Origin of the sequence: Paenarthrobacter sp. AMU7 (assembly GCF_041200195.1) — a bacterium.
GTDB lineage: Bacteria > Actinomycetota > Actinomycetes > Actinomycetales > Micrococcaceae > Arthrobacter.
In genome coordinates this window covers 3,058,061-3,071,305 of the sequence record NZ_CP165735.1, presented here as the reverse complement: position 1 = coordinate 3,071,305, position 13,245 = coordinate 3,058,061, and the positions used below count along the sequence as shown (strand labels likewise).

Genomic DNA, 13,245 nt, shown 5'->3' with positions numbered 1-13,245 from the left:
TGATCAGTTGTTGTACCGCTTCTATGCGGGGCATGGACCCCACCTAGTCTGTCGGGCTAGAAGTCGCCTCCACCGCCGCCGTCGCCGCCCCAGCCGCCGCCGTCGAATCCACCACCGGAATCGCCGCCGCCACCGAAGATGCCGCCGTCGCCTCCGCCGTCATTCCCGCCGCCCCAGCCGCCTCCGCCGCCGTTGAGGATGGAGTTGATGAGAATGCCGCCGAGGATGGCGCCGCCGAGGCCGCCGCCGCCACCGCCACCGAACATGCCACCGCGTCCGTATCCTTGCCCCTGGTCTGCGTAGCCAAACTGGTCTACGTCGGACTGTGCGAGCTGGGCAGCCTGGGCAGCGAGTGAATGGGCCTGCTGTGCGTAGGTCAGAGCTGTTACGGGGTCATTGCGCGAAATGGACAGGGCGTAGTCGAGGTTGCGCTGAGCTTCGGCCAACCGGGTCCGTGCCTCCGTACCCACGCCACCGCGACGGGCCGTAATGTAATCGGACGTCGCGCTGATCTGGGCCTGGGCAGCCATGATGGTCTGCTGCAACGATGCTTGTGCGCGGCGGGCCTGCTCCTGCTGGTTACGAATCCCGGAGAGGGACTGGTCCAGTGCCTGATGGGCGGACTCCACGCGGCCAAGGGTGGCAATGGGGTCGATTTTTCCGCCCTGAATCTCCGTTTTGACCTGCGCAAGTGCGGCTTCCACACCAGCCACAGGGCCGGCAAGTTCCGGATGTTCGCCGGATAGGATCATGGCCCGGGCTTGGGCAAGGTCCTGGCTGGTTTCAGCCACCGCGCCTTCCAGTGAAGCGCGGGCCTCATCGAGGCTTCCGGCCGTCTTGGAGATGGCATCGATCAACACGGTGGTCTGGTGCAGGCTTTCCTCGGCAGCACGAACAGCCACGGCCGCAAGGCTGCTCTCACCGGCGGACAACTTCTCCTGTGCTGCGGTGACGGCATTCTGCACGAACGCAAGACGCTCTTTAGCCTGCAGGATGTTGTCGGAGACCTGGGTCAACGCCGACTCGGCGTATTTGGCGCGCAACCCCTCAAGCGATTGCTCGGCGCTGGCGATTCTCGAGTCCGCGTCCTTGGCTCCTGCGGACACCGCTGCAAGGGCCTGGGGGGCGTTTTTCTCGAGCTCCCGCAAGGAGTCGAAATCAGCTTTCTGATCACGCAGTGAAGCCAGCGCTGCTTCCGACCGGCGGATGATCTCCCCGAGCCAGCTCCGCTGCTGTTCTTCGGTGTCAGGGATGTGGTCATCCAGTTGCTGCTGGAGTTTGAAGGACTCCGTCATGTGGGCCTTGGCTTCTTCCAAAGCCTTGGTGAAGTTGCCGATGGCGGAGTCCCCGTACTGTGCCTGGGCAAATCCGAGTTCCTGCTCACTGGACTTGATGGCGTCATCCGCCTCGATCAACAGCGAGCCGCTCTTCTGCCGCAGTTCCGGGATACTCAATCCGGCGAGCGGATCAAGCTGTTCACCTTGCGGTCCATAGCTGGCGCTGACGGCCTTGGTGCCGCCCTTCTTGCGTCGGTTCCGCAGGTAGAGGTACGTACCAGCGCCGCCAGCCGCTACAACGCCCACCCCGACGAGCACGCCGACTCCCGCGTTACCGTTTGGCACTGTTCCGCTGCCGCCACCAGCGGCATCTCCGATTGCGGCAGCTGCGTCGATGGCAGCCTGGGCATAATTGCCTGCACGCAACTGCGGGTCGATTGCCTTACTGGTAATCGTGTCCCGCTGGGCATTGGTGATCTTGCTGTTGCTGGGTTTGCTCAGCTGGTACTGACGCGTTTCGGTTGCGACGGCGAGAACAAGGGCGTTGGGCCCGAGCTGCGCTTTTTCTGCGACCTCGGCAGCCCATGCAACCCGGTCCGTAGGATTCTCAAAGCGCTTGACGAACACAGCGTGCAGCGTCATGGCGTGGTCTGTACCCAGCTTCTGGATGGCCTCTTGGACCTTGGCTTTGTCTCCGCCGAGAACGCCGGCCGAGTCCACAATCTTGGTTGTGGGATCGAGCGTCACCGGACTTTCGGCCCAGGCAGCTGTGGCCGGGAAGGCCAACATTCCAGCCAGGCCGATCACGGCGAGTACGCGTTTAACTATTGACCGCATGTGCAACCCTTCAGCACGTCTGCGACTGGAACAAGGCGTACCAATCGTCACAGAATGCTCAGCGCCCCCACGCATGGTGTAAAGCCGCAGGTCGCTGTGGCAATTCCTCTTGATTCTATGGTGCACCCCATGGCCCGTCCACAGGAGTGAATATGCCACCAGCGAAATATAGAATTGAGCTGGATTGTCCAGCCGTTGAGAGTAATCCAGCAGGAGTTCCGAGAGGCGGTGAGGGCCTTTCAGGAAGCTCCCAGCGAACGTCCGCTTTTGATCCAGTTACAGGGTCCATAGTTGTTGGAGACGAGGACGAAAGGAAGACCCATGACGGAGAACCCAGCGCAGGGCACAGCACCGGAGGATCGCGAGCCATCAGAGCCGCGGGACACCACCAGCGGCCACAGTGATGCCACCGCAACCCAGCAGCAGCCTGCCTGGACGTCAGGACAAGGGGCAGGTGCGGAGAACTCTGCACAGCCCACTACGCCGCTGCCGGCCTTCAAGTCGAATGCCGCCCCGGAGTCCCAACCAGGTCAGGAGCGCCAGCCCGGACAGGCTCAGCCCGGCCAGGAGAGCGCCCCGGCGCCGCACGCCAGCCAGCACGCGGCCCCGGCCCAGCACACACCCCAGCAGTACACCGCACAGCACGGAGGGCAGCACGCCAGCCAGCACGCGGCCCCGGCCCAGCCGTCCGCCCAGCCCAACGCCAACACGCAGCAGCCGCAGTACTACGGCGTGCCACAGCAGGACCCGGCCCACCGCCCCAGCTACCCCCAGCACCAGCCGTTCTACGGCGGAGGAGCCAGCCCTCAGGGCCAGCATGGTCCTGGAATGCCGCACGCTCCCGCCAACGCCAATGGCGCCACCAAGCGCAAGCCGGCGTTCGGCGTCGGCACCCTCGTGGCAAGCATGCTGGCGGCGGGCTTGATCGGTGGCGGCGTCGTGGCCGGAAGCAACGTGCTGTGGGACCAACCGGCCCCGGCAGCGTCAAGCAGCGGACAGTCGAGCACTGTCATCGTGAACAACAAGGATGACGTCAACGTCATCACCGCAGCGGCCGCCAAGGCCTCACCCAGTGTCGTTACCATTAAGGCGACCAGCGGCAACGAGGGCGGAACAGGTTCCGGCATCATCCTTGATGACCAGGGCCACATCCTGACGAACACACACGTCGTGACGCTCGATGGCGCAACGGCCAACGCAGCAATTGAGGTACGGACCAACGACGGCAAGGTTCTCAAGGCCACCGTGGTGGGCACTGACCCGTTGTCAGACCTCGCCGTGATCAAAGTCAGCGACGCTTCCGGGCTGGTTCCGGCAACACTCGGTGACTCGTCCAAGATCAACGTGGGGGACACCGCCGTCGCCATCGGTTCGCCGCTGGGCCTCACCGGTACGGTGACGGATGGCATTGTCTCTACGCTCAACCGGACCATCAGTGTCGCTTCGTCGGCTGTGCCGGAGGGAACGCCTGACGAGAGCCAAGGCGACGACGAGGGCTTCCAGTTCGCGCCTCCCAACGGCGGCCAGAGCCAGCGCTCGGCCAATGAAGGATCCATTGCCATCAATGTCATCCAGACTGATGCTGCCATCAACCCGGGCAACTCCGGTGGTGCGCTTGTGAACAACAAGGGTGAAGTCATTGGTGTCAACGTTGCCATCGCCTCCGCGGGCAGCGGAACCTCCGATTCCTCCACCGGCAACATCGGCGTTGGCTTCAGCGTGCCGATCAATCACGCCAAGCGCGTGGCCCAGGAAATCATCGAGTCCGGCAAGGCCAGTCACGGACAGTTCGGCGTGTCGGTTCGCTCCAAGTCGTCTACGGGCAGCGATTCCGGGTTCTCCGTGGGTGCAGAGGTCGCCGCGGTGACCACTGGTTCGGCCGCAGCGAAGGCCGGTATCAAGGTTGGCGACGTCGTGACCAAGTTCGGAGATTACACGGTCAGCGACCCGAACCAGCTGACCGCCGCTGTGCGCGAGCAGCCGGCCGGTGCCAAGGTCAAGGTCACCATTCAGCGAGGTGGACAGTCCCAGGAGGTCGAGGTCACCCTCGACGCCGCCCAGCAATAGGCGGCAGGAACAGCGTACGACGACGGGCGTCACCTGACGGGTGGCGCCCGCCGTCGTGGCGTTCCCGACACCCACACGACAACGTCGGCCAAAGGAATCTGAAACAGGGGTTAACGCTGGGAGTGGTTTTCTGCGGGCAATATGCTTAGCTAGGACGAGCCCACGCGCTGGGCTATTCACGGCCACGCTGCTGCGGTTGGCCGTCCACAAGCATGGAAGGCTGCTTCGAAGACAGTGGAAGAGACATTGAAGATTGTCGTTCTGGTCAAGCACGTCCCGGACGCGCAGTTCGACCGGCACATCACCGGACCTGGCAACACAACCGACCGTGACGAGAGCATCTTGTCCGAGCTGGATGAGTACGCACTTGAGGCAGCCCTGCAGCTGGCCGAGGAACGCGGCGGACCGAAGGCCGGCAATGAGGTCATCGCCTTGAGCATGGGTCCGTCCGGCGCCGTTAACGCGGTGAAGAAGTCGCTCCAGATCGGTGCGTACTCGGGCGTGCACCTGAGCGATGACGCTTTGGCCGGATCGGATGCCGCGGCCACCTCACTGGCCCTCGCGGCCGCCATCCGCTACCTTTCGGCAGACGGCCGCCCAGTGGACCTGGTCCTGACCGGCATGGCATCCACTGATGGTGAGACGTCGCTGATCCCGGCCCAGCTGGCCGAGCGCTTGCAGTTCCCGCAGGTCACCTTTGCTTCCAGCCTGGACGTTGCCGGCAGCCAGGTCACGGCCCGCCGTGATGCCGGCGCCTTCTCTGAGACCGTTGAAGCGCAGCTTCCTGCCGTTGTTTCGGTGACAGACCAGATCAACGAGCCGCGCTATCCCAACTTCAAGGGCATCCTTGCGGCCAAGAAGAAGAAAATTGCCTCCCTGTCGCTTGCCGACATCGGTGTGGACGCCTCGCAGGTGGGCTTGGCTGGCTCCTGGACCGTGGTGGAGTCTGCGGAGGCCCGCCCGCCGCGGACAGCCGGCACCATCATCACCGACGACGGCGACGCCGGCATCAAGCTGGTCGACTTCCTCGCCGCACAGAAGCTGCTCTAAAGGGGATCGCAACCATGGCAAATGCACTTGTTTTCATTGATAACCCGGGAGCAGCTCTTAAGAAGAGCAGCCTGGAACTCCTGACCATCGCCCGTTCGCTGGGCGAGACCGCCGTCGCGTTCTCCGGTGAGCTGCACGACGACGTCGCCGCCACCTTGGGTGCCTATGGCGTCGCCACCGTTTACCAGCCGTCGGCGGACGACCTCGACAACTACCTGGTGGGCCCGAAGGCCGCTTACCTTGCCGCTGCAGTGCACGCTTCGGGAGCAACAGCAGTTCTCCTGGACAACTCGCCGGAGGGCAAGGAAATCGCGGGCAGGCTTGGTATCAAGCTCAACGCCGGCGTTATCACCGACGTTGTGGGCGTGGAGGCTGACGGCACCGCGCATAAGTCGGTTCTCGCAGGCTCTTACAACACCACGGCGAAGGCCACCACTTCGGTGACGGTTCTTTCGGTCAAGGCCAACAACGTTGAGCCTGCACCGGCCGGCGCAGCGGGAATTCCCGCATCTGTCACGGTTGATGTCCCGGCGGACGCCTTGGCGAACTCTGCACGCATCGCGGCGCGGTCCGAAAAACCGGTCAGTGGCCGTCCGGACCTCAGCGAAGCCCGGATCGTCGTGGCCGGCGGCCGCGGCGTTGACGGCGACTTCGGTCCGGTGGAAGATCTTGCAGATGCATTGGGTGCTGCAGTGGGTGCATCCCGCGCTGCTACCGACGCCGGCTGGATCGCGCACGATGCCCAGGTGGGCCAGACCGGTGTCACGGTTTCGCCCCAGCTGTACATCTCGGCAGGCATCTCCGGAGCCATCCAGCAGAAGGCCGGCATGCAGACCTCCAAGGTCATTGTGGCCATCAACAAGGACGCAGAATCGCCGGTCTTCGAAATTGCCGACTACGGCATCATCGGCGACCTCTTCAAGGTTCTCCCGCAGGCTACAGCCGAGATCAAGAAGCGGAAAGGCTGATCCCTTTGTCTCCTGGCGTTTCGTCAGCAAAGAGCCCGTTCGACGCCTCCTTGGAGCGCGTTGAGCGGGTGCTTTGTTTTACTGCCCATCCTGACGACATCGACTTCGGGGCCGCCGGCACCATTGCGGCATGGACGGCGGCCGGCGTCGAGGTCAGCTACTGCATCATGACTGACGGCGACGCCGGAGGCTTTGATCCGGTGGACAGGGAACGGATCATCGAGCTCCGCGCGGAGGAGCAGAAGCAGGCAGCCGCACTGGTGGGCGTCAGCGACATCCACTATCTGCACGAGCGTGATGGCTATCTTGAACCGACGCATAGCGTCATCAAGCAGGTGGTGAAACTGATCCGGGAAATCCGACCGGACATCGTGCTGACCATGCACCCGGAACGTAACTGGGATCGGCTCCAGAAGAGCCATCCGGACCACCTCGCGGCCGGCGAGGCCGTCACCCGGGCTGTTTATCCCGCGGTGGAGAATCCCTTTGCCTACCCGGAACTGGCCGAGGCCGGCCTGGGCGCGTACAAGTTGCCGTGGTTGTGGTTTATTTCCAGTCCGGAGGCCCGGGAGAACCACTTTGTGGATGTCTCAAGCCAGGTCGATGCCAAGCTGGAAGCCATCCGCGTCCATGCCAGCCAGCATCCCGATATTGACGGCATGGAGCGTGTTGTCAGGGACTTGATGCTGGCCAATGGAGAACGTGCCGGGCTGCCTGCCGGGACCAGCGCTGAGGGCTTCCACGTGGTGTCAGTCAACGGATCGAGCACCATCGCCGGCTTCTGACGTTGCCGTGGTGTTACCCGTGTCATATGCTTGATCTCGGTTAAATCATATTTATTCGAGGAAGGCAGACTTTGATGGCGAAGACTGCGCAACAACCCGTACTGGTGATTATGGGAGTCTCCGGTTCCGGGAAATCGACCGTAGCCGGCGTTCTGGCCGGCAAATTGGGATGGGACCTGGCCGAGGGCGACGACCTTCATCCCGCAGCGAACGTGGCAAAAATGCAGGCTGGTCAAGCCCTCAGTGATGAGGACCGCTGGCCGTGGCTGGGTATCATTTCGGACTGGATCCGGGAACACGTGGAGGCTGGAACGCCGGCCATTATCACGTGCTCGGCGCTGAAGAAAAAGTATCGTGATGTTCTCCGCGGAGAAGGCGTAGTGTTCGTCTTCCTGCAGGGCAGCAAAGACAAGATCTCTGATCGCCTTGCGTCCAGGCATGGACACTTCATGCCGCCGTCGCTCCTTGAATCCCAATTCGACGCCCTGGAGGAGCCGACGGAAGACGAGAACCACATCTCGCTGTGCGTCTCCGCATCGCCGGCCGAAGAAGCCGACGAGGTCATTGACCGGCTGGGTCTTCGGCCTGCTGGTGCCAGTACCGAATCGACCGTCTCGTGAAGGTCCTGGATACCGCGATGCAAGTGCAGGAATGGAGCGGGCACGACACCCAACTCCTTGTGGTCGCTGCACTGGGCATTGCGCTGATCGTCGTACTGATCGCGAAATTGAAGCTCCACCCGTTCCTGGCGCTTGTCCTGGGATCTGCCTTCGTGGGCCTGGCCTCCGGAGTAGAACTGGGCAAGGTCATCACCAACTTCGAAGACGGGGTTGGCAGTGTCCTCAAGGAAGTCGGGCTGCTGATCGCGCTCGGAGCCATGCTCGGCAAGCTGCTGGCCGATTCCGGTGGCGCCAACCGTGTGGTGGACACCTTGTTGGCCAAAGCCAGCGGCAACAAGCTGGTCTGGATGATCACCCTGGTAGCCGTGATCATTGGCTTGCCCATGTTCTTCGAAATCGGACTCGTGCTGCTGCTTCCGGTGATCGTCCTGGTCACCCAGCGGTCCAAGATGAAGCTGATGCGCATCGCCATCCCTGCGCTGGCCGGCTTGTCCGTACTGCACGGACTGGTACCGCCGCACCCGGGGCCGCTGATTGCCATCAGCGCCGTTAAGGCCGAGCTGGGAACAACACTCGGTCTTGGCATCCTCGTGGCGATTCCCACCGTCATCATCTGTGGTCCGCTCTTCTCCCGACTCGCAGCGCGGTGGGTGCCTGTTGACGCGCCGGCCGTAGCCGGTGGCATCGACACCCAGCACGCGGCTGACCTGAGTGAGGTCAAGCGCCAGCCATCGTTCCTGGTAACGCTGCTGACCATCATCTTCCCGGTGGTGCTGATGCTGCTGAAGGCTTTGGGCGGCATCATCTGGCCGAACCCTGAGACGGCACCTGCCATTCGGATCTTCTTTGACTTTGTGGGCCAGCCTTTGGTGGCCATGACACTGGCCGTGCTGCTGGCCATAGTTACCTTCGGCTACGCCGTGGGCTTCACTGGCAGCAGGATCACGGCCAAGCTCGGCGAGAGCCTGGGTCCCATCGCGGCGATCCTCCTCATTGTCGGTGCCGGTGGCGGTTTCAAGCAGACCTTGATCGGCGCCGGCGTGGGGGACTCCGTCAAGAAATGGGCGGAGGGCGCCAATATGTCGGTCTTGGTCCTCGGCTTCATCGTTGCTGTGGCGCTCCGCCTCGCCACAGGGTCTGCGACGGTTGCCACTGTAACGGCCGCCGGCATCGTGGCACCCCTTGCCAGCAGCCTGAGCCCGACGCACGCGGCCTTGCTGGCCCTGGCCATCGGGGCAGGCTCGCTGTTCCTGTCCCACGTCAACGACGCCGGATTCTGGTTGGTCAAAGAACTGTTCGGGCTCACCGTTGGGCAGACGTTCAAGACCTGGTCCGTCATGGAGACACTGATTTCCGTGGTCGGCTTCGGCTTCGTGATGCTTCTGTCGCTCGTGCTATAGCTGCGAAAGCGACTCCATAAAGCTCGACGGCGGCCGTCCCCATGGTGGGACGGCCGCCGTCGTGTGTTAATTCCCGTTCAGGGTCAGGCGCTCAACGCGACCACCAGGACAGGGTCTGTGGTGGGGGCGCTTGATCCGCCCGTGGGTTCCACGGTGATGGCAACGGACGAAGCTGAGGACAGTCCCTTGACAACGGCTGGCTTGGAGAGTGTTTGGGCGTCCATGGTGCCTTGTGGCACCGGGGCGGAGCCGTCCTTGGGCAGGGTCCACAGCTGGTAGACCTTGCCCTCCGGGGCGGGTGCAACGCCATCCATCAGAACCACGAAGGAGTCCTTGGCCGAGGACGCGGAGATGGTTGCCGTACCGCCGCCGGGAACGGGCGCGGACTTCTGCTGGACATCCTGTGCCTGCAGCACCTGGTTTACGGGGTCGTTCTGCACCGAGACGTAGGCGCCCACACCGATGCCTCCAAGCGCGATCACGGCCGCTGCGGCCGCACCGATGATCCATCTGCGTGCGCCACCGGTGCGCTGGCGTTCCTCGCGCTTGGCCCTGGCGGCCGCGAGGTCGTCGACGGCGGGACGCAGGGCAGGCGGCGCCACTGGCTCAGAAGGCGCTTGGGCGGCAGCATCCGTGGTGATGCGTTCCATGATGTTATCGAAGAGCCTGGCTGGTGGCGCTTCCTCCGGGGCAAAGCTGACTGCGAGGGTCTCGCGGGCTTCGCGGACCCGCTCCAGGAATTCGGGACCTTCGGGAGCATCCTTGACGTAGTCATCGATCATGGCCCGTTCATCGTCACTGACGGCGTCCAAGGCATAGATCTCAGCCAGCTCGAGGACGCGTCCCTCGGCGAGGTCGGTAGCGATGTCATTGGCAAACATTCTGCGGATAAAGCCTCCACTGGTGTTCTCAGTCATATCAAGCCACCCCCAAGCAGGTCTTGAGGCGCAGCAAACCGTCACGGATGCGGGACTTGATGGTGGGGACGGCGGCGCCCAGGTGCTCGGCGACTTCCCGGTACGTCAGGCCGCCGTAGTAAGCAAGGCGGACGGATTCGCGCTGGGTGTCTGTCAACGTGCCGAGGCATCGGCTGACTGCTTCAGCTTCGAGGTTGGTGTCGGCTTCCTCTGCCACCAGGTCCCGATCGGGGTCCTGGCTCGCTGCGCCGTATCTGGCCTCGCGGTCGGTGGCGGCCTGCACGGCACGGACGCGGTCGATGGCGCGGCGATGGGCGATGGTCATAAGCCACGCCAGCGGGGTTCCGGCCGCGCGATCGAATTTGCTTGCGCCCTGCCACACCTGGAGGAAAACTTCCTGGGTGGCATCCTCGCTCAGGTCCGGGTCGATCAGGACGCGCTTGGCCATGCCAAACACGCGCCGTGAGGTCAGGCGGTAGAACTCGGCAAAAGCCGGCTGATCACCGGCAGCCACGAGCTCGAGCAAGGCAGTCAACTGCGTATTCAAGTCAGTTGCAGTGCCTGTGTCCTCGAAGACCGGGGGGCCGGGGTTGTTGGGGATGTCCATTACTGTCCAGCATATGTCGTCCCGTTTGAAACCGGCAGCACGGCCATATGGTGTTGCGGGCGTGGCGGCACAGCGGACTACCGTTGTCACCCTGGTCTGCAGCGCGCTCACGAATACTCCCTCAACGAATGTCCTGATGCAGGAACTGTGCCTGCATAAGGTATTCGGTGCCGTGGCGCGCTTGGATGGGCTACACCTTGGCGCCTGCGAACCCGTTCTGGCGCCAGGCCTCGAACACAGCGATGGAGGCAGCGTTGGCCAAGTTGAGCGAACGGATTGAGGGCTTCATGGGCAGGCGGACTCGAGCCGTGACGTGCGGGTCCTGTTTCAGCCAGTCCGGCAGGCCAACCGACTCCGGCCCGAACATCAGGACGTCGCCCTCACGGTAGCTGATATCCGTATAGGATGTTTCGCCGTCGGACGTGTACGCGAAGACGCGTTCGGGGTGCAGTGCCTCCCACGCGGCGTCGATGTCCTTATGGACGGTGACCACCGCAAGGTCGTGGTAATCCAGGCCGGCGCGACGAAGCTTGGCATCGGAAAAGTCGAAGCCGAGGGGCTCCACCAAATGGAGCTCGGCTCCCGTGATGGCGGCCAGGCGGATGGCGTTGCCCGTGTTGCCCGGGATTTCAGGGGTGTGGAAGAGGATGCGGAACACTGTTCCATCTTAGCCAGCCCAAACCAGCCTCCCGCGGCACGATCGCCTAGTGCATCCCGCGCAGCAGCCGCGCCAGAACCGGAACCACCACGGTGTTGGGCGCCGGCCCCGAGCCCAGGAACTGCTTCAGGCCCCTGACCAGCCCTGCCGCGTTGACTACTTCCACGGCACTGTTGCTGGACTGGCCCTTGCCATACTGGTCGATCACCGGTTCGTGCAGGTTGCCATCGGGACTGTGCAGGACAACCCATCCTGTGACGTTGAGTTCGGGGAAGATGTCCTGCATATGCCGGACAATATGGACAAGCTGTGGGGGAGCGACGGATCGGCCACCGTGCCGCAGTGAGTGGCCATCCCAAGCGTAGGCACCCTTGGGAAGGAGCATGGAACCCACCAGTGCCAGCCGGTATCCGGACAGGACAGCGTGGTCGATGTGGTTGTTGTCCGACGGCGAGCGAAGACCATTGATGAGCCGGGCCGCAGGAATGGCAGGCAGGACCTGCCTGCTGATGAGCTGGACGGTACGCATTTCCCGTTGAATCCGCGCTTCGGCACCAAAGATGCCGCGCTTGCGCGGTAACCCATGGACCTGCTGTGCTGCGTCCGCAGCAGAAATGAGCGGCACTTCATGGGGATCGTCGAAGGCCGGGACGTAGACAGGGGGATCACCGGCGGTGTTGCGCTGGGCCTGGGGTCGCCTGACGCTGCCTGTGGCGAAAGGCCCCGGCGCCGTGGCGCCCGTGTAGTCCCCGGGCTGCGGCTGGCCGCGGCCCGGGGAGCCGCTGGCGTACCTGCGATCGTACTCAGCCCTTCGCTGCGGGTCGATCAGGGTTTCGTAGGCGAGAGTCACGCGCCGGAACATCTCTGCTTCTCCGCCATGGTCTGGGTGCGCCTTTCGGGCAGCCTTGCGGTAGGCGACCTTGATCTCCTTGTCCGTAGCTGTGACGGACACACGGAGAACCTGATAGTGCGAACTGCTGCCCTCGGCCAAGCACGGGCCCTTCTCTCAAGGTGGTGCGCTCCAGGGAGGCGCGGTAGTGGCCAGTTTATCCAGCCACTATGTGAACGTTGGTATCGGGGCGTGTGGTTCCCGACTGGCATAATTCACGCTGTGACCCCACCGGCAGCCATAAACCCCTCCAGCAAGGCGGGGACGATCGCCGTGGCGATAAATCCTGCGGCGTCCTTTGGCCGGACCCGCAATGCCGGGGACCACGCTGCAGCGCAGTTCCGCGCCGCCGGACGGGACGTCGTCGTGCTCGAAGCGGATAGTTACGACGCCCTGCAGCGGCTTGTAGCCCGAACCCTTTCCGGCCCTGCAGTAGACGCCCTGGTGGTGGTGGGAGGCGACGGCATGGTCCATCTGGGGGTCAACGCGCTTACCGGAGGGGACGTTGCCCTGGGTATTGTTCCCAGCGGGACAGGTAACGATGTTGCCCGGCTCCTGGGTTTGCCGCTGCATGACACACCCGCTGCCTGCCGCCGGATCCTGGCCGCAATGGTTTCAGGCGGGCGGACCATCGATGCCGGACGGGTCGCTGCGGATGGCCGGACCGTCTATTTTGCCGGGGTTCTCTCGGCCGGGTTCGATGCCGCAGTCAACGAACGGGCCAACTCGTGGCGGTGGCCGCGCGGAAAGAGCCGCTACAACCTGGCGATGCTCATGGAGCTGGGTTCGTTCCGACGGATCGACTATACGGTGACTGCCGATGACGTGACCTGGCGCCAGCCGGCGTTGCTGATTTCGGTGGCTAACGGGCAGTACATCGGCGGCGGCATGCGGATCACCCCCGAGGCTTCGCCCGATGACGGCTTCTTGGACCTCTTTGTGGTCAAACCATTGTCACGGCTCCGATTCCTCGCAGTCTTCCCCAAAGTATTTGCCGGCAGGCACGTCAGCCACCCCGCTGTGGAGACCAGGCGTGTCCGGAAGGTGCGGTTGGACGCGAAGGGTGTGGTGGCATATGCGGACGGCGAACGCATCGGCGCGTTGCCTGTGGAGGTCGATATTGTTCCAGGTGCTCTACGGGTCCTCGCCTAGGCGGGCCTGACGGCTAGA

The 13,245-nt window shown here is 63.6% G+C and carries 12 protein-coding genes; 7 read left to right on the top strand and 5 right to left on the bottom strand.

The window, feature by feature from the left end; genetic code table 11:
- Positions 1-56: 56 nt before the first annotated feature.
- A complete protein-coding gene (locus ABQM86_RS14095) occupies positions 57-2,114 on the bottom strand; it encodes a TPM domain-containing protein (RefSeq protein WP_369744717.1) in 2,058 nt (685 codons plus the stop codon).
- A 321-nt stretch (positions 2,115-2,435) separates the two neighbouring features.
- Here ABQM86_RS14095 and ABQM86_RS14090 point away from each other — a divergent pair, with 321 nt between their 5' ends.
- From ABQM86_RS14090 to ABQM86_RS14065, 6 genes are all read left to right on the top strand, one after another.
- A complete protein-coding gene (locus tag ABQM86_RS14090; RefSeq protein WP_337339769.1) occupies positions 2,436-4,181 on the top strand; it encodes a trypsin-like peptidase domain-containing protein in 1,746 nt (581 codons plus the stop codon).
- 246 nt (positions 4,182-4,427) lie between these two features.
- Positions 4,428-5,231 carry an electron transfer flavoprotein subunit beta/FixA family protein gene (locus ABQM86_RS14085; RefSeq protein WP_089597514.1) on the top strand — a complete coding sequence of 268 codons (804 nt, stop codon included), beginning with the start codon at positions 4,428-4,430 and terminating at the stop codon, positions 5,229-5,231.
- A gap of 14 nt (positions 5,232-5,245) precedes the next feature.
- On the top strand, positions 5,246-6,199 hold the full coding sequence (locus ABQM86_RS14080; protein ID WP_369744715.1) for an electron transfer flavoprotein subunit alpha/FixB family protein: 954 nt from the start codon (positions 5,246-5,248) through the stop codon (positions 6,197-6,199).
- A 5-nt stretch (positions 6,200-6,204) separates the two neighbouring features.
- Positions 6,205-6,984 carry a PIG-L deacetylase family protein gene (locus ABQM86_RS14075; protein ID WP_369744714.1) on the top strand — a complete coding sequence of 260 codons (780 nt, stop codon included), beginning with the start codon at positions 6,205-6,207 and terminating at the stop codon, positions 6,982-6,984.
- 74 nt (positions 6,985-7,058) lie between these two features.
- Positions 7,059-7,604 (top strand): gluconokinase, encoded by a 546-nt coding sequence (locus ABQM86_RS14070; protein ID WP_369744713.1) that lies wholly within the window; start codon positions 7,059-7,061, stop codon positions 7,602-7,604.
- Positions 7,601-9,004, top strand: coding sequence for a gluconate:H+ symporter (locus ABQM86_RS14065; RefSeq protein WP_207594052.1), 1,404 nt, complete (start codon positions 7,601-7,603; stop codon positions 9,002-9,004). The genes ABQM86_RS14070 and ABQM86_RS14065 overlap by 4 nt, the downstream gene beginning before the upstream one ends.
- Before the next feature lie 83 nt (positions 9,005-9,087).
- On the opposite strand, the gene ABQM86_RS14060 is transcribed toward ABQM86_RS14065, so the two are convergent.
- The 4 genes from ABQM86_RS14060 to ABQM86_RS14045 form a co-directional block, all read right to left on the bottom strand.
- Complete coding sequence (locus tag ABQM86_RS14060; protein ID WP_207594051.1) at positions 9,088-9,921, bottom strand: anti-sigma factor; 834 nt, start codon at positions 9,919-9,921, stop codon at positions 9,088-9,090.
- Between the two features lies 1 nt (position 9,922).
- Positions 9,923-10,639: an ECF RNA polymerase sigma factor SigK gene (gene sigK, locus ABQM86_RS14055; RefSeq protein WP_369744711.1), complete on the bottom strand. Its 717-nt coding sequence runs from the start codon at positions 10,637-10,639 to the stop codon at positions 9,923-9,925.
- 79 nt (positions 10,640-10,718) lie between these two features.
- Positions 10,719-11,186, bottom strand: coding sequence for a tRNA (cytidine(34)-2'-O)-methyltransferase (locus tag ABQM86_RS14050; RefSeq protein ID WP_369744710.1), 468 nt, complete (start codon positions 11,184-11,186; stop codon positions 10,719-10,721).
- 46 nt (positions 11,187-11,232) lie between these two features.
- Positions 11,233-12,177, bottom strand: a complete 945-nt coding sequence (locus ABQM86_RS14045; RefSeq protein ID WP_369744709.1) for a J domain-containing protein — start codon at positions 12,175-12,177, stop codon at positions 11,233-11,235.
- 120 nt (positions 12,178-12,297) lie between these two features.
- Between ABQM86_RS14045 and ABQM86_RS14040 the strand changes: the two genes are divergently transcribed.
- Positions 12,298-13,227, top strand: coding sequence for a diacylglycerol kinase family protein (locus ABQM86_RS14040; protein WP_337339766.1), 930 nt, complete (start codon positions 12,298-12,300; stop codon positions 13,225-13,227).
- The last annotated feature ends 18 nt before the right edge of the window (positions 13,228-13,245 follow it).